The organism is Pseudanabaena minima str. Chao 2107, from assembly GCF_051131155.1.
GTDB lineage: Bacteria > Cyanobacteriota > Cyanobacteriia > Pseudanabaenales > Pseudanabaenaceae > Pseudanabaena > Pseudanabaena minima.
This window is the reverse complement of sequence record NZ_CP159508.1, coordinates 64863-83063: the sequence shown is the minus strand read 5'-3', so window position 1 is coordinate 83063 and position 18201 is coordinate 64863. Positions and strand designations below refer to the sequence as shown.

The window sequence follows — 18201 nt, the reverse complement described above, 5'->3', positions numbered from 1 at the left end:
TGGCTACTTCAATAGCATTATTCTCAGCAATTTCCTCATCTGTCAGTCTTGATTTATTTTTAAAATAATCATTTTTTGTTACGGTTTCATGAAGTTTTCTTAAGATATGACATAATTAACGTATAGTTGATAGCTAATAAACATATTTGCATATTAGCTCGACATGGATACCCATTAGGGAGTTCAAATATTATGGATAGCCGATTAACTTTGACTGGGGAAGCCGCAGCCTTGCTTGAACTTGTTACGAAATCAAATGACTTGATTTCGGTATCTGTTCAAGCAAGGTTGACTCCAAATGAATCAGATGAAGCGGTTCGCCTTTTGCAAGAAAAAAAATTAGTTGTTGTTGAAAAAGATTATATTTCCTTAACAAAACTTGGGAAAGAAGTAAAAGCTAGCATGGCTTATGACATAAAAGGAAAAGTTGGATCAAATCGTATTTATCCAGCTGGTGGATTTGGAAATCCCGACGGAGCAAGCACCCAAAAAGAGTAGTCAAAAATGGAGCAGACTATAATCGATCAACTTCTTTGCTTTTTAGTAATATCAATAGTTACCGCTTTTGACTCTTGGTCTTCACTGCCTGCTTTACATGGTATTAACAACAAAAATAAGTGGATTTATCTTCCGCTTGTTTGTTTTGGCATAGCAAGCGGATTAATTGGATTACTGTTCTATCATTTGTGTGTACTGTCAAATGATATAAACAAAGCTCCAATCCCTATTAGGGGAGTAATGATTTCTCTTCTTTATCTAAGTCTTGTCAATCAAAAGTTTGGAACTATAAAACCCGAAAAAGAAGGGGATAAACAAACTGAGCTTGGTATCATAGCATTATATTCTTTTCTAAAAAATATATCTCACAAGTTTATCAACAACATACACTTAAAACATCTTACTTGTAAGGAATTAATAGATACTAATGGCAGAGAAAAAGATGATACAAAGTCATTAAAGAATGCAGCAATAATTCGAGCTATGAACGACATATTCAAGAATTCCAAAGAGAAAAGCGAAGATATAGCTTGGATTGAAGCAACGACAAGCGAAAGGGGTAATAGCTTTAAGAAAAATAAATACCTTCAAAAATATATTGATACTGGTATACGATTTGAATTAATTACCTCAGAGAAATCAGTGAAAAATAGCTCAGAAAGACAATAGAAAAGGTTTATCAATGAGTAAAAAAAGCGGTGCTAAGCACCGCTTTTTTATTTAGTCCTCATCCTCAAAATCATCATCATCTTCCTCATCGTCATCATCAAACTCCACATCATCATCCACTAGCTCATCGTCAAAGCTGCGACGACTGCGAGGCTTATCGACAACACGGATTGGCTCGATCCGAGGCTCAATGATTTGATAATTACGGGCAGTATTGTCATCAATAATCACGTCATCTGCTTCTTCGTCATAGCCAAGATCTGGCTCATAGCCATTATCGACATCCACGATTGGCGTATCGTAAGCATTAAAGCCAGTACCCGCAGGAATCAAACGACCAATAATGACGTTCTCCTTCAAGCCACGCAACCAGTCAGACTTACCTTCGATCGCAGCTTCCGTGAGAACACGAGTGGTCTCTTGGAAACTCGCTGCCGAGATAAAGCTATCTGTATTCAAACTAGCCTTGGTAATACCCATCAACACAGGCGTATAGTCCGCAGGTGCGCCGCCTGTAATTTCCATCGCCTCATTGATTTGTTCAACTTGATGGAGTTCTACCAACTCACCTGGGAGACGAGTAGTATCACCACCATCCTCGATACGTACCTTAGAAGTCATCTGTTTAACGATCACTTCAATGTGCTTATCGGAAATGTCTACACCTTGAGATTGGTATACCGATTGGACTTCGTTCATCAAGAACTCTTGTACCTTTTGCAAACCAATCAGGGCAGCTTGTCTGACTCCTAGAGATTCCTTGTAAGCATGGAAATAAATATCGAGAATGTCATGGGGATTGGCGGGTCCATCAGTGAGAGCTTCACCAGCTAAGACTTTCTGACCATCGGAGATAATTACACTTTGACCTGCATTGAATGAGTAATCATCATCTAAAACCCCATCATCACCGAGAATCTTCACTTCAGGATTATCATCTGAGTCATAGGTAACTTGGGCTGTACCCGAAGTACGGGCAAGTACACACATTTCCTTGGGCTTACGAGCTTCGAGGAGTTCTTCAATCCGAGGTAGACCTTGGATGATGTCTCCAGTCTTGGCACGCTCAAACACTAGCAATGCAATGTTGTCACCACGCTGTACAAGGTCAGCATCATGGATTTGCAACAATGCGCCAGGGGATACCAGATAGGGACGACCAATCCGAAATACGACGGAGCCATCTTCTACCTTGAGGACTTGTCCCGACTCTTCAGTAATCACTCCCTCACCGATTTCATCGCCCGAACGTAAAAGATCGCCAGCTTGAACCGTGGGATTAGGGCAAGGTGTAGTGATGCAATCCGCCTCGGTGACAACTAGTAAGCGACGTACTACTTCCGATCCTTGACGAATGCCACGGATCTGACCAGCTTTCTTGCAGAGAATTTCGGTACGTGCAACAACTGCACCTGGGTCAATGCGATCGCCATCATTTACTAGCAAACGGGTGCGTGAGTTGGTATGGGCTGGATCGCCAGAGTTATCTTGACGAATCACTAAGGATTCCAGAATTACCAATTGCAAACGTAAGCTACCTGGATCGCTGTCATTAGGAATAAACTCAATGTCCGCAGCCAATTGAGGGGCATCGGTGTCAACCTCTAGCAATAGTTGGGTCTTGAGTAGCTCAACGCTATCGATCGCCTTGACGCGATCGCCATCTTTGTAGGGGATACGCTGCACAGCCCGTAGACCAATCGAGCGACCTTCTTGGTTGACTGACTCTTGGCTAGGAACCGTTGGTACATCAGGAACTTGATATTCTTCCACGGGACGCAGTAGTAGGGCAGGCCCTTCGGTTGAGTCCAGATATTCCACATAGCGCAGTTCAGGGGAAGTCAATCCTGGCATAATTTCTGTGCCTGGTTGAGCTAAAGTGCCATTCTTTTGCATGGCAGTTTGTGGATCATCAACAAGATGTAAATCACCTGGTTTGATCACAATTTCGCGCAGAATGTCATTCTTTTGGAATACTTCCACTACCCCTGCGGTTTGACTAAAGATATCTTTCACAACTTCAGTACCAGCTTCAATAAACTGATTTTCTTCCACCATCAATAGGGAAGCATCCTTATTAACTTCATGGGTTTCTTCAGGAACCCAAAGCAAAGTACCACCCTTGACGACTTCATAACCCTGCTTGCCCTTGCTGCGCTTAGCGACTTCCACACCTGCAAATTTGATAATACCGCCACTCTTAGTTTGGTAAGTATCATCAATAAGTTCGGCAACAACTTGATTGTTAATCAGTTTTGAACCTGGGGAAGCTTTGAGCGAGAAGCTCTGACCACCTTGAGTTTCCAGAACATAATGCTCACGACCTTGGTAGCTTTCTTCTTTGACGATCGCTTGATCTAATACCACTGAAGCAGTAATAATTTCAACTTCACGGTTATGGCGGCTATCTTCTTCACTTAGACGGACAACTCCACCGTGCTCAGTAATCAAGCGAGTTTCTGCAAGTACATCACCTTCTTTGACATAGGCTTCATTTTTTACAGTTGGTTCAGCCGTTGGAGGCAAGTCATAGACTTCACCAGCCAATACCCAAACCCGACCTTTTTCACCACGAGCAACATAGCTAGTGTTACCTTGACGGTCTTTTTTCTCTTCGATCGCTAGATCTGAGAACAAAACTTCACCAGCCAAACCAGTATTTAGCGCTTTGGTCGCCTTTTCTGTAGTTTTGCGAGAAGTTTTACCTGTCGCCGAAACCTCAGCCATCAGTTGGTTTTGAGTTACCTTTTGTCCTTCACGAACTAATAGAGTCGAACCTTGGGTAACTGCATAGGTACGCTTGCCTTCAGAACTTTCTAAGGTAAAGTCGCCATTTGATTCCACGATGAATGCATCTTCACCATGACGGGTACGCATGGGACGAACTTTTAGCTTTTTACTATATTTAATTGTGCCATCGTAGGGAGCGCGTTGTTGTTCGGCAACTTCCCCAGTAAATACACCACCTGTGTGGAAAGTACGCATGGTTAGCTGTGTGCCAGGTTCACCGATCGACTGGGCGGCGATGATACCTACCGCTTCGCCAATATCTACCAACTCAGCATGAGCCAAGCTCCAGCCATAGCACATCTGGCAAACCGATCTCGTCGATTCACAGGTAAAGGCGGAGCGCACACAAACTTCTTCGACCCCAGCCTTTTGAACTGCCAAGGAGAGATCTTCAGAAATCTCTTGGTTACGCATGACGATTACTTCGCCCGTATTAGGATCGACAATATCCTCAGCCGCCACACGACCAAATAGGCGATCGGACAACTTAATTAAGGTCTTTTCCCCATCACGCATCGCTTTGAGCTTAATGCCGCGAGTCGTACCACAGTCATTCTCACGAACGATTACATCCTGCGATACGTCAACAAGACGACGGGTAAGATATCCAGAGTCAGCCGTGCGTAACGCTGTATCTACAAGTCCTTTACGCGCACCGTAGGATGAAATAATATACTCGGTGACTGTCAGACCTTCACGGAAATTCGTCTTAATCGGTAAATCGATGATTTCCCCTTGTGGATCTGCCATCAAACCACGCATACCGACTAGCTGACGTACCTGCGAGATGTTACCACGCGCTCCAGAGAACGCCATCATGTATACCGAGTTAAGGGGGTTATTACTCTTAAAGTTTTTCACAACCTCATCCTTGAGGTTTTCGTTAGCCACGTTCCATGTGTCGATTACTTTTTGGAAACGTTCAACCTCAGTAATTTCGCCCCTTGTATAACGGCTTTCGGTTTCTTCGATTTCCTGCTCAGCCGCCGCTAGCAAAGCTTTCTTACTAGCAGGAACTTGCAAATCGTCAATACTAATTGACACGCCAGCTTGTGTTGCATAGCGAAAGCCTAGTGCTTTTAATTGGTCAGCAACATTGGCGGCGCTAGTTGTTCCATAATGCGTAAAAGCCCAAGCAATTAACTTCTTCAACTGCCCCTTATCAATGGTGCTATTGATAAAGCGTTGAGGCTTCTTCTCTTCAGGCGAATCCGTGTTGCTAGTCGTGAAATCTGCCATGGTATTAAGCTATTAAATAATCTTTTGAGTAATTAATCGAAATTTTATGGTTATGAATAGCCCCACAAAGCGTGACTATTCACAACATTTAGCTAGCTAGAGACGCATAAATTGCCTGGTTGAAAATCACGCGCCCAGGAGTAGTTTTGATGTATTGCGAAATCAAGCCACCTTCAGCATCTTCACGAGTACGTCGGAAATCATACTCCTTGACCTTTGTGCCATCTTCAAGAACCGTAACCTTAGGCTCCTCATTTTCTTTGGCTGCACCTTGACCTTCAACGATTCCCTCAAATCTCACCCAAACATTGGCATGAATATCAATTTCACCTTGTTCGTATGCCATTACTACATCATTGAAGTTAGCAAAGTAACGTCCTTGCCCCTTCTGCTTATAGGGATTTTCAGTAGTGAGATAGTAACAGCCCAAAACCATATCTTGGCTAGGGGTAACGATCGGGCGACCCGTTGCGGGCGAGAGAATGTTGTTAGAAGCCAACATCAACAAGCGGGCTTCAGCCTGAGCTTCAATCGATAGGGGAACGTGAACCGCCATTTGGTCACCGTCAAAGTCGGCGTTAAAGGCGGGACATACAAGGGGATGTAATTGAATCGCACGACCACTAACTAGCAATGGTTCAAAGGCTTGAATACCCAAACGGTGAAGCGTTGGAGCGCGGTTCAGCATGACAGGATGTTCGCGGATCACATCTTCGAGTACGTCCCAAACGGCTGGATCATTACGTTGAATTAGCTTTTTCGCAGCCTTGATATTATTCACCAAGCCCGTTTTGATCAAGCGATGAATTACAAAGGGTTGGAATAGCTCGATCGCCATTTCCTTGGGAAGACCACATTGGTGAATCTTCAGGTTAGGTCCCACCACAATAACAGAACGACCAGAGTAGTCAACCCGTTTACCGAGTAAGTTTTGACGGAAACGACCTTGCTTACCTTCGATAATGTCTGAGAGAGACTTAAGTGGGCGATTGTTTGCGCCAACTACCGTCCGACCACGACGACCGTTATCGATCAAGGCATCAACGGCTTCTTGCAACATCCGTTTTTCGTTACGGACGATGATTTCAGGTGCAAGAATTTCCTGCAAACGCGCCAGACGGTTATTACGGTTGATCACCCGACGGTAGAGATCATTCAAGTCACTGGTAGCAAAACGCCCACCATCAAGCTGTACCATCGGACGCAAATCTGGAGGAATTACAGGAATGACATCTAACACCATCCAGTCGGGCTTAGAACCAGTCGCCACAAAGTTGTCAACTACGCGCAACCGTTTAATTAATTTGGCGCGTTTTTGACCTTTGGAGTTCTCGATATCTGTGCGAAGACGTTCAGCTTCTTTCTCAAGATTGATATTTTGCAATAATTGCTTGATTGCTTCCGCTCCAATACCAACTTCAATGCCATCTAAGACAGGATCTTCAGCATAGATTTGATCTTCTAGATCAATCCACTGATCCTCAGAAAGCAATTGCTTGTAAGAGAGGTTATAGGCACTCGCGATCGCTTCTCCAGCTTCAACAATTTTTCCTTCTGATGTGATGGGAACATGTTTAGGGTGGAGATGATAAGCTCTCTCAATACCATCAATACCACGAACACGAATTTCACGGCTATTTACTACCGTAACTTCGCCATCAACTTCAGACTGAATCCCTGGATTAAGGACAACGTAAGCATTGAAGTAAACAATTTGCTCAACATCACGTAAAGGGATATCTAGCAAAGTCGCCATATAGCTAGGAATACCCTTGAGATACCATACATGGGTAACTGAAGCGGCTAGCTTGATAAAGCCCATGCGGTGACGGCGTACTCGCGACTCCGTGACTTCTACGCCGCAGCGTTCGCAGACAATACCACGATGGCGCACACGTTTATACTTGCCACAATGACATTCCCAATCCTTAGCAGGACCAAAAATCCGCTCACAGAACAAGCCATCCATTTCTGGCTTCAGTGTGCGGTAATTAATAGTCTCAGGTTTTGTGACTTCGCCAACCAAACTACCATTTGGTAGAACGCGCTCGCCCCACTTACGAATGCGATCAGGTGATGCCAAGCCAATCTTGACATAGTCAAATCGCTGTTCCACTTTCGCCATACGTTACAATGTCCTTAAATTAAGTTCTTTAGATCAAAAGCTAAAAGCTATTAGCCATTGGCTTTTAGCTTTTTATAATTGAATTGCGCTCGCTGAATTTCAGCACCAAACTTTAGTTAGCGAAAGGTTGTTAGCTACTGGCATTTAGCTTTGGATATCCAAAAAGCTAAATGCCAACAGCTAACAGCCAACAGCTAATAATTAATCATCATCCTCATCAAAGTTAATATCACCTCGATAGACTGACTCATAGGTTGGGCGATTTGGTGTGCGACGGGAACCAGTATCCACCATCAGATCCACTTCAGTATCTTGATTGCTCCCATCCTCAGAAAGCTTATGAACTGACACATCCAAACATAGCGACTGAAGTTCGCGTACCAATACCTTGAAAGATTCTGGAGTACCAGGACGTGGAATTGCATGACCTTTCACGATCGCATTGAGAGCTTCGTTACGTCCCGTCATATCGTCAGACTTGACAGTGAGCAATTCTTGGAGAATATAGGCAGCACCAAAAGCTTCCAAAGCCCACACTTCCATTTCTCCAAAGCGCTGACCACCTTGTTGAGCCTTACCTCCGAGAGGCTGCTGCGTAACCAGAGAGTAAGGTCCAGTCGAACGTGCGTGAATCTTGTCATCGACAAGGTGAACTAGTTTCAGCATGTAGGCTTTACCAACGGTCACGGGCTGATCGAATGGTTCGCCAGTGCGTCCGTCATATACGGTCAATTTACCTGGGAATCCATCATTAAAGATCCAGTCCTTGCCAGTGTGATTACGTGCATGTTCTAGCTGGCCATGTACCAACTCGCGAGAAGCTTCTTCGCCATACATTTCATCGAAAGGTACGATCTTAAAGCGAGCATTCAAGTTTTCCGCAGCCCAACCTAGCAAGCATTCAAATACTTGTCCAACATTCATCCGTGAAGGTACACCTAGAGGATTCAACACGATGTCGAGAGGAGTACCATCAGGCAAGAAAGGCATGTCTTCCTTCGGTAAAATCCGCGAAATAATACCCTTATTCCCGTGACGACCTGCCATCTTGTCGCCGACTTGGATCTTGCGTTTTTGAGCAACATAAACACGGACGACCATATTGGCTCCGGGGGGTAATTCATCACCTTGTTCGCGAGTAAATACGCGCACATCAACGACACGACCCTTTTCACCGTTAGGAACACGCAAAGAGTTATCCCTTACATCACGAGCTTTTTCACCAAAGATTGCTCTTAAAAGCTTTTCTTCAGGGGGCTGATCGGATTCACCCTTAGGAGTAACCTTACCAACAAGGATTTCCCCAGAACTAACCCAAGCACCGATGCGGATAATGCCCTGCTCATCAAGGTTACGCAGGGAATCTTCGCCAACGTTAGGAATTTCGCGAGTGATTTCTTCAGGACCTAATTTAGTTTGACGCGCCTCAATTTCGTATTTTTCAACGTGAATCGAGGTGTAAACGTCATCAATTACCAAACGCTCATTAATCAGAATTGCGTCTTCGTAGTTGTAGCCTTCCCAAGGCATATAGGCAACCAGAATGTTCTGCCCAAGGGCGATTTCGCCGCCTTCAGTTGCTGAGCCATCAGCAAGCACTTGCCCTGCTACGACCGTATCGCCAACCCATACCAGAGGACGCTGATTTAAGCAGGTATCTTGGTTTGATCGCTGATATTTTTGCAGACGGTAGATGCTTTCCAGCCCAGTATCATCAGCTTTAACGCGAATTTCATCGGCAGAGACATAGGAGACTTCACCTGTAACACGCGAGACAATGACCATCCCTGAGTCGCGAGCCGCTTGCGCTTCCAGTCCCGTACCGACCAGAGGACGCTCAGGACGCAAAAGTGGAACTGCTTGACGTTGCATGTTCGATCCCATCAGGGCGCGGTTAGCATCATCATGCTCAAGGAAGGGAATCAGCGATGTTGCTACCGAGATAATCTGCACGGGTGAAACCGCGACATAGTCAATTTCTTCAGGTGAAGCAGTACCCCATTCTTGACGGTAGCGGATCGGTACAATTTCGTTAAAGATGTAACCTTCATCGTTAGTGGCTACGTCACCAGGAGCCACACGGAATTCATCTTCTTCATCAGCAGTCATGTAGACAGGTTCTTCATTCTTGAGAACTTTGCCGTTTTCGACTGCATAGTAAGGAGTCTCGATGAAGCCGTATTGATTCACACGGGCGTGAGTTGCCAAGGAACCGATCAGACCGGCGTTAGGTCCTTCAGGAGTTTCAATGGGGCAGATGCGACCGTAGTGGCTAGGGTGAATATCTCGCACCGCGAAACCTGCGCGTTCACGGGTCAGACCACCAGGTCCGAGGGCGCTAAGACGGCGTTTGTGGGTTAACTCAGCGAGAGGATTGGTTTGATCCATGAACTGAGATAGTTGACTGGAACCAAAGAATTCCTTGATCGCAGCTACTAACGGTTTGGGGTTGACCAAAGATGCAGGGGTGAGTGCATCGACATCAGAGACAGTCATTCGTTCGCGAATGATTCGCTCTAGACGGTTTAAGCCAACACGAACTTGGTTTTGTAGCAATTCACCAACTGACCTAACGCGACGGTTACCCAAGTGGTCAATGTCGTCGATTTCACCGATGTCAAATTTGAGGTTAATCAAATAATTGATCGCCGTGAGAATGTCCTTTTCGGTCAATACCCGCATGGTGTCAGGGGTATTTAAGCGCAATTTCTTATTGAGCTTGTAACGTCCAACCTTTCCGAGGTCATAACGTTTAGGGTCAAAAAAGCGCGATCGCAATAGTTCACGTCCACCCGACTCCGTAGGAGGTTCACCTGGACGGAGCTTGCGATATAGCTCTTTCAGCGCTTCGTCTTCGTCGAACTGACCTTCTTTATCAATTGTTTTCTGGAAATACTCACGGTGGGTAAGCGCATCAAGAATTTCAGCGTCACTTAAGCCGATCGCTTTGAGTAATACCTGTGCGGAAAGTTTACGAGTTTTGTCAATACGTACCCATACAAGATCATTCTTGTCGGTTTCAAACTTTAACCAAGCACCTCGGTTAGGAATGAGACTGGCGTTGTAAGTACGGCGACCATTCTTGTCAATCTCTTGTTTGTAATAAACCCCAGGGCTACGGACAATCTGATTGACGATGACTCGCTCAGCGCCATTAATAATAAATGTTCCACGATCTGTCATCAGAGGCAGATCGCCGATAAAAACTTCTTGCTCTTTTATTTCTCCTGTTTCTTTATTGATAAGCCTGGTGGGAACGTACATCTGTACGGCATAGGTGGCATCCCGACGCTTGGACTCATCAACACTATATTTTGGACGCTTGAGTTTATAATCTTTGGCAATAAAATGGAGTTCCATTTTGCCCGTATAATCTGTAATCGGTGAGAAACTCTCAAGCTCTTCAATAAGTCCTTCTTCTAGGAACCATCGAAAACTCTCCCGCTGGATTTCTACAAGATCTGGTAGAACGAAGGCAGGAGTAACAAGAGTAGGCTTATTCATGCACTAATGACTGCAGTTTTAGTGGGCGGAGTATATGTTTAGTTTTAATTCTAGACATAAGCACATTATCCTAACTTACCTCTGATCCGATTGTCAAGCTATTTTGATATTTAATAGCCAGCTCAAAAAACTAGTTTTTTGCTAATGCACCTTAAACATATCTAAGATTTTGCTAACACGAAAAAACAATGATTGCTTTTCACCGAAACCTAGATTTAAAGTCCTGCGGCTTAATCATGCCAATTCCCGAAAGTGTGGCTACACTTTCGGGAATTAAAAACCAAACCCAGTAAGGGTTTTAAAATCACAAAATGGCTACGCCATTTTGTGATTTGGTATCAAAACGTAATTTCGATATAGCCATTTGCTTCGTGCTTTGTACGAAGCAAATGGCAAAAAAGATAAGAATCGCTAAGCGATTCTTATCTTTTTTTTACTTTCGGAAAACTGACGTTAGTCAATAACCCGATTTTTTGTGGGTTGGCAAAGCCAACCCACAAAAAATCGGGTTTCTTCGGTTTTACTTGTTGTTGACTCAAGTCCTATAAGAAGTTTCGCTTAGTTACTTTGGCAGGAAACTCTTTATCGCGGATTTGGACTTGGAGGATTTGACCATTCTTAGCGAGGTGAGTTGGTACATAGCCGAAAGCGATCGCCTTGCCTAAAGTTGGTGACATTGTGCCACTGGTGACAATACCGACAGTTTCGCCTTCAAACCGAATTGGGTAATCGTGACGAGCAATATTGCGTCCTTCTAGTTCTAAACCGATTAATTTGCGAGAGACTCCATTTAGTTTTTGATCTTCTAAAACCGCACGTCCGATAAAATCACCTTTCTCTTTAAGATGCACAATCCACATTAGATCAGCTTCCAGAGGAGTGATCGTATCATTCATATCTTGACCATAAAGATGCATTCCTGCCTCTAGGCGCAGGGTATCTCGGCAACCTAAGCCACAGGGAGCAACATCGAGATCGAGAAGTTTTTGCCAAAGAGCCTTACCTGTTTCGATATCGGTCATGATTTCACAGCCATCTTCGCCTGTGTAGCCTGTCCGCGCCACAAAACTGGGCACACCTAACACTTCGGTACGAGTATGTCCAAACCGCAAACGGGGTAGCTTGGATAAATCTTCAGTAATGATGTTTTGTAGCGTAGCGATCGCAGTTTTGCCTTGAACTGCAATGAGCGTTTGCGAAGCCGAATTATCAATCAGGCGATCGCCTAAATGTTGTTGTAACCATGCTTTGTCTTTGTCAGTAGTTGAAGCGTTGACGATTACTGACCAATTTTCGCGCTCTCCATCAGGTTCATGACGATAAAAAATCACATCATCAATAATCCCTGCTTGTTCATTGAGTAAAACCGTATATAGCGCCTGTCCCACCTTCACTCTTCCTAAATTAGATGGCACAAGTTTGTTTAAGGTTTCGAGAACACCTTCCCCAGAAATTGCAAATTTGCCCATGTGCGACACATCAAACATTCCAACTTGCGATCGCACGGCATTATGTTCTGCAACCAGACCTTTGTATTGAACAGGCATCTCCCAGCCCCCAAATTCCACCAATCGCGCACCAGCAGCAACATGGAGATCATACAAGGGAGTGCGTTTGAGAATGTTGGTCATAAATTTATTTTAAAAACTATTACAACTACAATATGTAGTTCAATAAGCAAGTCTTTACTAGTGTGGAGATCACTTAAGATATTTCTTACGGACTAAAAATAATCTGCGACCACTCTTTGATTATTACATCATCTACCACTCAAACAACCCACAGAAAATAATTTTAGAAGTGGCGCTTTGCCACACTTTCAAAATTATTTATTGATTTAAGTTTAAGCGCGAAACTCTGTAGTTCTATGTATGAAAACAGTTGCACCATAATACTTTTGCAAATCCTAAATCACCCCTTATTATAAGCTAACACAATAATCATTCTGCCCAAACAACCCACTTCTTTTTCATCATGACTTATGATTTCAAAGCCTGCTGATTTGAGCAAGTGAACATAGTTATGGGTGTATGAATATTCAAAACTGATTATTTCTGAAGCAATATCTTTGTTAATATCATAATCACCATAAAGAGGTTCAATAAAGAATACTATCGAATCTTTTGCTTGATTTCTCAATATCTGAATGAGTCGCCTAACTGAGTCTTCCGATAAATACTCAAGAACTCCACCGCAGGTATGATATAGGGTATTGTGTGTTGCGTTTTTCTCAGTCCATTCAATTAAATCTGACCTAACAAATGTAAGGTGGCTATACTTTCTATTATTGTCATCAACTTGATGCTCTGATATATCAATCCCAATAAATTTCTTAACAACTGTCCATTGTTGAGACAGATAATTCAACCAACTTCCATCTCCAGTCCCAAATTCGCACACAGTTTGAATATTTTTATCCTCTAATAAAGTGATTAGCCCTTGAACGATATTCTTATGTGCTGGTATATGTACTTCTTCCGTTCTATTTTTAGTGTCAGCAAAATACTTGTCTGCTTTGCTCCAAAAATTTCTATGGATTGATTCCAACTCATCTGAGATCTTACCCTTTTGCTTTTTTATTTTGCATCCAAGGTAAAACCGAATTAATCTATCAACAACAGGGACTTTTCGGCTACTCCAAAGATAATTAGGAATCGTAAAATTTTCGCGGATTTCATCAGCTTTTTTAGGAAATAATTTGGCTAATACCAAACCTAATGCATATTTTATTCTGTCCATATAAGTACCCTTATTATTGCGTTCTAGTTATTGCGTTCTAGCAAACACATTTACGAAGCTCTACCCCAAACAACAACTGGCTTTTCTGGGTTTGCAAGCATAGCTAATATCTTCCAGAAGCCTTTCTAAGCAACAGTTTCAGATTCATCATATCATCGATTATTGTATCATTTCTTTACAATTTACACGAAAACCCCAGAAGAGCCAAATTCTGTAAGGTAATTTCTGCACAATTTAAGTCTCTGCTTACTGCGATCTCTAAACTTAACATCAATTCGACGCACTCGCAAAATGGTAAAAATCGCAGAGCAATTTTTACCATTTTGCGCTGTTTGTACTGCGCGAAGTCAGCAATGCTCATTATCAAAATCGGTTTCATAATTAGAATTGCTGGCGCGAAGTGAAGCGCAAATAGCTATATCGAATTCACGCTACGCTTACAAGACAAAAAATTAAGATTAGTTGATTAACCTTACCTTCAGACTTAACTTAACCTCAGTTCGTTTTAATTTTAAACTGACTCATAGAAATGGGAGCTTAGAACGCACTTTCAGAAAAGTCGCATAGGTTGAATTTGATTTGCCCTAACTAACTCAAGCATTGCTATAGTTATGGACAGAATCATAATATTTGTAAGATTATCAAGGGCATTAGCGTATGTCATCCACAACCAAAAAATATCGATTAATTACCCGTAGTGACTTTGACGGTGTCGTCAGTGCTGTGTTGCTTAAAGAACTCGATATGATTGATGAGATCTTATTTGTCCACCCAAAAGATGTCCAAGACGGGAAGGTAGAGGTCTGCGATCGCGATATTTTGACTAACTTGCCATATATAGAGGGTGCATATTTAGTCTTTGATCACCATACAAGTGAAACGATGCGAATTTATGATACTCCTGAAAACCATATTATCGAAGGTGAAGCTCCATCAGCAGCAAGAGTTGTTTATAACTACTATGGTGGCAAATTAAAGTTTCCACAGATCTCGCAAGCAATGATGCAAGCAGTAGACAAATGTGATTCAGCACAGTTTGATATCGATGACATTCTCCTTCCTCAGGGATGGGTATTGTTGAGCTTTTTGATGGATTCGCGGACAGGTTTGGGGAGATTTCGTGAGTTCACGATTTCTAACTATGCCTTAATGATGGAATTGGTCGAGGCATGTCGGAGCATGACCATTGAACAAATTATGGAACTTCCGAATATTAAGGAGAGAGTAGATCTTTATTTTGTGCAGCAGGAGATATTTAAGAGACAGATTCAGCACTGTGCAGAAGTTCACGACAAATTAGTTATAGTGAACTTGCAGAAGGAAGAAACGATTTATGCTGGCAATCGTTTTATGGTATATGCTCTATATCCTCAGTGTAATATCTCTATTCATCAGATGTGGGGAAGACAAAAACAGAATTCTGTTTTTGCAGTTGGCAAGTCGGTTCTCAATCGCACCTGTCCGATCAATATCGGTGAGTTAATGTTGAGGTACGAAGGTGGTGGACATGCTAATGCTGGTACTTGTCAGGTTGATAATGAACAAGCAGAAGAAGTTAAACAGGAACTAATTGACATTATTACCAGAAATAATGTGGCTCAGCCAATGACGTTTCTCGAATAGATTTTAAAGCCTTGCTTTACAGGATTTTAAAAGTCTTTGATAAAGTCTTACGCTTAAATCCAAACCAAGATATTTTTTGAAAGCGTTACTTTGCAACACTTTCAAAAAATATTTTGTAATTCGTTTAATAAGTAGTATGGCAATGTAAGCTTTGCTTGAGTGGCAGCGCTTCTCGCCGCCACTTATCTTTTTGGCGATTTGTCCTAGCTATCTCTTGCGTTGCTATAGCTATAAGAATTTACTGATTTACGAAATATTGTAATTTGGAACGAAGGATAGAGAGCGCATTGGCGCGATGACTTATTTTAGCTTTAACTTCTGGTGGGATTTCACCAAAGGTTTGCTGAAACTCTGGTATTAAGAAAATTGGATCATATCCAAATCCATTATTACCACGAGGAGCATTGGCGATCTCGCCTTTGCAAACTCCTAATGCATCAGCAGCGATCGCACCATCGGGTGAGGCGATCGCGATCGCACAAACAAATTGGGCTTCGCGATTGGAGTGATGATTAAGTTCAGATAAGACTCGATTAATGCGATCGCTATCTGTATCAGCATATCTAGCAGAAAGCACTCCTGGAGCGCCATTAAGAGCCATTACTTCTAATCCAGAGTCATCAGCGATCGCCCATTCTCCTGTAGCAATCGCGACTTGAGAAGCTTTGAGATGAGCGTTCTCAATAAAAGTTGTACCTGTTTCATCGACATCAATACTGTCAGGTTTGGAAATCAGCGTTACACCTAAGTCTGCTAAATAAGCGCGAAACTCTTCGATCTTGCCAGCATTTCCGCTTGCAATTACTAATTTTTGCAGTTGAGTTGACATATCAGACATTTGTTAAACCATCATTGCTATGGGAATCATATATGATTGCCATAGCAAAACAGTTATAAATTCTTAGGATACAGTGTTTCAAAAAAACAAACAGTAATGACGGTGCGAGCGCCACCATTACTTATACTATGGATTTATTCCAAGGAAGAAATCAGACTGAAAGTGATCGCTAGTTTCGGAATAGACAAAAACTGCACCTCCAAGTCGATCAATTGCCTTTTGGATTTCGGCGGGAATTACTGGTTGCGATGACTTGTCTTGACTTGGTGGAATGTCCAAATTAGGTGCTGTAAAGAGAAGACCTAATGTCACGACTTGTTTGGCGATCGCATTAGCATTGAGATAAAAATAGCCAAAGTTTGGTTGGGGCATATCAGCGATCGCATCGCGAAACATCTCTGATTCAGCCAAAGCAGGCTTGGGGATGGGAATAAAAGCTGATGCAGTATTTGCACCCAAGGTTAGCATTAAGGTCTGGCGATCGCGCCAGCCATAGGCAAAAATGCTCTGGGTTTTACCAGCGACTCGATTATCAGGAACCTCAAAGCTGGTTAGTAATGTTGTACCTACCTGACGCTTTTTCAATTGGAGAATATTTTCATCCATCTCCGTAAATCCAGTAAAAAACTTGGCTAATTTGGCAAGAGTTGCATTAGCCGCTTCAGGATTGGATGTACGAATTAACGCTCCTATGGTCAAATCAACACCAATTTCTTTAAAAGGAGAGTGTTCACTTGGAAACACAACAACTGCATATTCTCCATCCATCCAAGAGATAATATCTTTCTCAATGTCGAGATCTAATCCAGAACCAGCAATCAAAGGAGTAAGCATTCGCAGTCCTTCAACAAAAATTTTGTAGGAAGGTTGCTTTTTTGACTCTTCCACAAACCATTGCCATTGACGATTGAGATTGCGACTAGTGATTGCTCCATAGATATTCGAGGGCAGGTAAGACAGCAGGCGATCACGAGTTTCCGTATCCTTGGGTAGAGGCGATCGCACTTCCGAGAAATAGCTATTACTCTGACTACGAAGACCTTTGGGAGTTACCCATGTGAATAGATCAAAACTGCTGTACTGTCCCAGCGTATACTTCAAGCCTTGAATATATTCTTCACGACTAAATCCCGGGATTTCCGAAGTCTCAGGCAGATCCGCAGCCACAAGCTCAGAAATTTGACCTAGCCCTTTAAAATCACCATAACCTGCAATCAGCGATCGATTCCATAGAGGATTATTTAGAGATCTCAAAAACAGAGGATGAGCAGCTAGAGACGGTAACCTTAATTCAGGAGTTTCAATAGATGTATCAATTATTTTCTGAACTGCTTGGCGATTGGTAGAAATTACCGCAATTCCACTGGGCAACTTGGCAATCACCAAGCTTTTTAAGCTAAAGTCAGGAATGCTTGGATCAATTGGATCTTCTTCTGATTCAGAATCTTCTTCTTGATCATCTGTGTCAGGTGCATTATTTTGCTTGACACTTAGCAAAGATTTTAATGCGATTGCTGTTTTTTTCTGAGATAGAACTGGCTTCTTGGCTCCAATAGATTCTTCTTGTAATTGCCATTCTAGAATTTTGACATTTTGATATAGAGTTTCTGTTGGTTTCGGCAAATTGATACTTTTTAACTTATTCAGAAAAAGCTCAAATTTCTGTACATCTGTAATTGGAGATAAGGCTGTAAAAGTTAACTCAAGGTGCTCCCCAGTATTCGCAGCAAAGGTGATCGCCATTTCTTTGCCCAGCCAAGGTTGAATGTCTTTAGCAATGGAGATTTGGGGAAATTGACCAAAAAATGTCAATAATTGATCAAGCGCAGAAATTGGATCGGCAGTTTGAGATTTACCAAACACATTCCAAGAGTCTACATTCAGATCAACCATGACTAATCCGATTATATCTATGGGAATCTGTTTAGCAAGATCAAGAGAACGTCGGGCAAATTGACTAGATGTAGAGTTCTGGATATTTCCAGTAGCAATAGTACTTAAAGAGTTCGTTAATTTGGGACTAACAGATACATCTTTGATGGGATTAGCGATCGTAGGCAAAGCTGAAGTACTAGCACTAATCGCTAAAATCGTGGCAAACAGACTCCTCACAGAAGCAACCCTCTTGAATGTAAATGGTAAAACTTTATTATGAGAATGGGCAGCACTTTGCATG

10 protein-coding genes are annotated in these 18201 nt (G+C 42.6%); 3 read left to right on the top strand and 7 right to left on the bottom strand.

Features of this window, described 5'->3' with window-relative positions:
- The first annotated feature begins 192 nt into the window (after positions 1-192).
- Positions 193-498, top strand: a complete 306-nt coding sequence (locus ABM313_RS00340) for a hypothetical protein (RefSeq protein ID WP_434685725.1) — start codon at positions 193-195, stop codon at positions 496-498.
- Positions 499-504: 6 nt separating this feature from the next.
- A complete protein-coding gene (locus ABM313_RS00335) occupies positions 505-1167 on the top strand; it encodes a hypothetical protein (RefSeq protein ID WP_434685724.1) in 663 nt (220 codons plus the stop codon).
- Positions 1168-1218: 51 nt separating this feature from the next.
- Here the strand turns inward: ABM313_RS00335 and ABM313_RS00330 are convergent, their stop codons facing one another.
- The 5 genes from ABM313_RS00330 to ABM313_RS00310 all read right to left on the bottom strand — a co-directional run bounded on the left by ABM313_RS00330 (position 1219) and on the right by ABM313_RS00310 (position 13564).
- The gene (locus ABM313_RS00330) at positions 1219-5196 is read right to left on the bottom strand and encodes a DNA-directed RNA polymerase subunit beta' (protein WP_434685723.1); all 3978 of its coding nucleotides are present in this window, start codon (positions 5194-5196) and stop codon (positions 1219-1221) included.
- An 88-nt stretch (positions 5197-5284) separates the two neighbouring features.
- Positions 5285-7321, bottom strand: coding sequence for a DNA-directed RNA polymerase subunit gamma (gene rpoC1, locus ABM313_RS00325; RefSeq protein WP_434685722.1), 2037 nt, complete (start codon positions 7319-7321; stop codon positions 5285-5287).
- Positions 7322-7522: 201 nt separating this feature from the next.
- Positions 7523-10825, bottom strand: coding sequence for a DNA-directed RNA polymerase subunit beta (gene rpoB, locus ABM313_RS00320; RefSeq protein ID WP_434685721.1), 3303 nt, complete (start codon positions 10823-10825; stop codon positions 7523-7525).
- A gap of 542 nt (positions 10826-11367) precedes the next feature.
- On the bottom strand, positions 11368-12456 hold the full coding sequence (gene gcvT, locus ABM313_RS00315; RefSeq protein WP_434685720.1) for a glycine cleavage system aminomethyltransferase GcvT: 1089 nt from the start codon (positions 12454-12456) through the stop codon (positions 11368-11370).
- A 280-nt stretch (positions 12457-12736) separates the two neighbouring features.
- On the bottom strand, positions 12737-13564 hold the full coding sequence (locus ABM313_RS00310) for a methyltransferase domain-containing protein (protein ID WP_434685719.1): 828 nt from the start codon (positions 13562-13564) through the stop codon (positions 12737-12739).
- Positions 13565-14221: 657 nt separating this feature from the next.
- Between ABM313_RS00310 and ABM313_RS00305 the strand changes: the two genes are divergently transcribed.
- Positions 14222-15187, top strand: coding sequence for an exopolyphosphatase (locus ABM313_RS00305; protein WP_434685718.1), 966 nt, complete (start codon positions 14222-14224; stop codon positions 15185-15187).
- Between the two features lie 238 nt (positions 15188-15425).
- Here the strand turns inward: ABM313_RS00305 and rdgB are convergent, their stop codons facing one another.
- Both rdgB and ABM313_RS00295 read right to left on the bottom strand, forming a co-directional pair.
- Positions 15426-16025 (bottom strand): RdgB/HAM1 family non-canonical purine NTP pyrophosphatase, encoded by a 600-nt coding sequence (rdgB, locus tag ABM313_RS00300; RefSeq protein WP_434685717.1) that lies wholly within the window; start codon positions 16023-16025, stop codon positions 15426-15428.
- A 126-nt stretch (positions 16026-16151) separates the two neighbouring features.
- Positions 16152-18200 (bottom strand): DUF3352 domain-containing protein, encoded by a 2049-nt coding sequence (locus ABM313_RS00295; RefSeq protein ID WP_434685716.1) that lies wholly within the window; start codon positions 18198-18200, stop codon positions 16152-16154.
- Position 18201 lies beyond the last annotated feature (1 nt).

What these genes read in the sequence shown, in the direction of transcription:
- ABM313_RS00340 (WP_434685725.1), top strand. Translation starts at nt 193, where the DNA reads ATGGATAGCCGATTAACTTTGACTGGGGAAGCCGCAGCCTTGCTTGAA.
- ABM313_RS00335 (WP_434685724.1), top strand. Translation starts at nt 505, where the DNA reads ATGGAGCAGACTATAATCGATCAACTTCTTTGCTTTTTAGTAATATCA.
- ABM313_RS00330 (WP_434685723.1), bottom strand. Translation starts at nt 5,196, where the DNA reads ATGGCAGATTTCACGACTAGCAACACGGATTCGCCTGAAGAGAAGAAG.
- rpoC1 (WP_434685722.1), bottom strand. Translation starts at nt 7,321, where the DNA reads ATGGCGAAAGTGGAACAGCGATTTGACTATGTCAAGATTGGCTTGGCA.
- rpoB (WP_434685721.1), bottom strand. Translation starts at nt 10,825, where the DNA reads ATGAATAAGCCTACTCTTGTTACTCCTGCCTTCGTTCTACCAGATCTT.
- gcvT (WP_434685720.1), bottom strand. Translation starts at nt 12,456, where the DNA reads ATGACCAACATTCTCAAACGCACTCCCTTGTATGATCTCCATGTTGCT.
- ABM313_RS00310 (WP_434685719.1), bottom strand. Translation starts at nt 13,564, where the DNA reads ATGGACAGAATAAAATATGCATTAGGTTTGGTATTAGCCAAATTATTT.
- ABM313_RS00305 (WP_434685718.1), top strand. Translation starts at nt 14,222, where the DNA reads ATGTCATCCACAACCAAAAAATATCGATTAATTACCCGTAGTGACTTT.
- rdgB (WP_434685717.1), bottom strand. Translation starts at nt 16,025, where the DNA reads ATGTCTGATATGTCAACTCAACTGCAAAAATTAGTAATTGCAAGCGGA.
- ABM313_RS00295 (WP_434685716.1), bottom strand. Translation starts at nt 18,200, where the DNA reads ATGCAAAGTGCTGCCCATTCTCATAATAAAGTTTTACCATTTACATTC.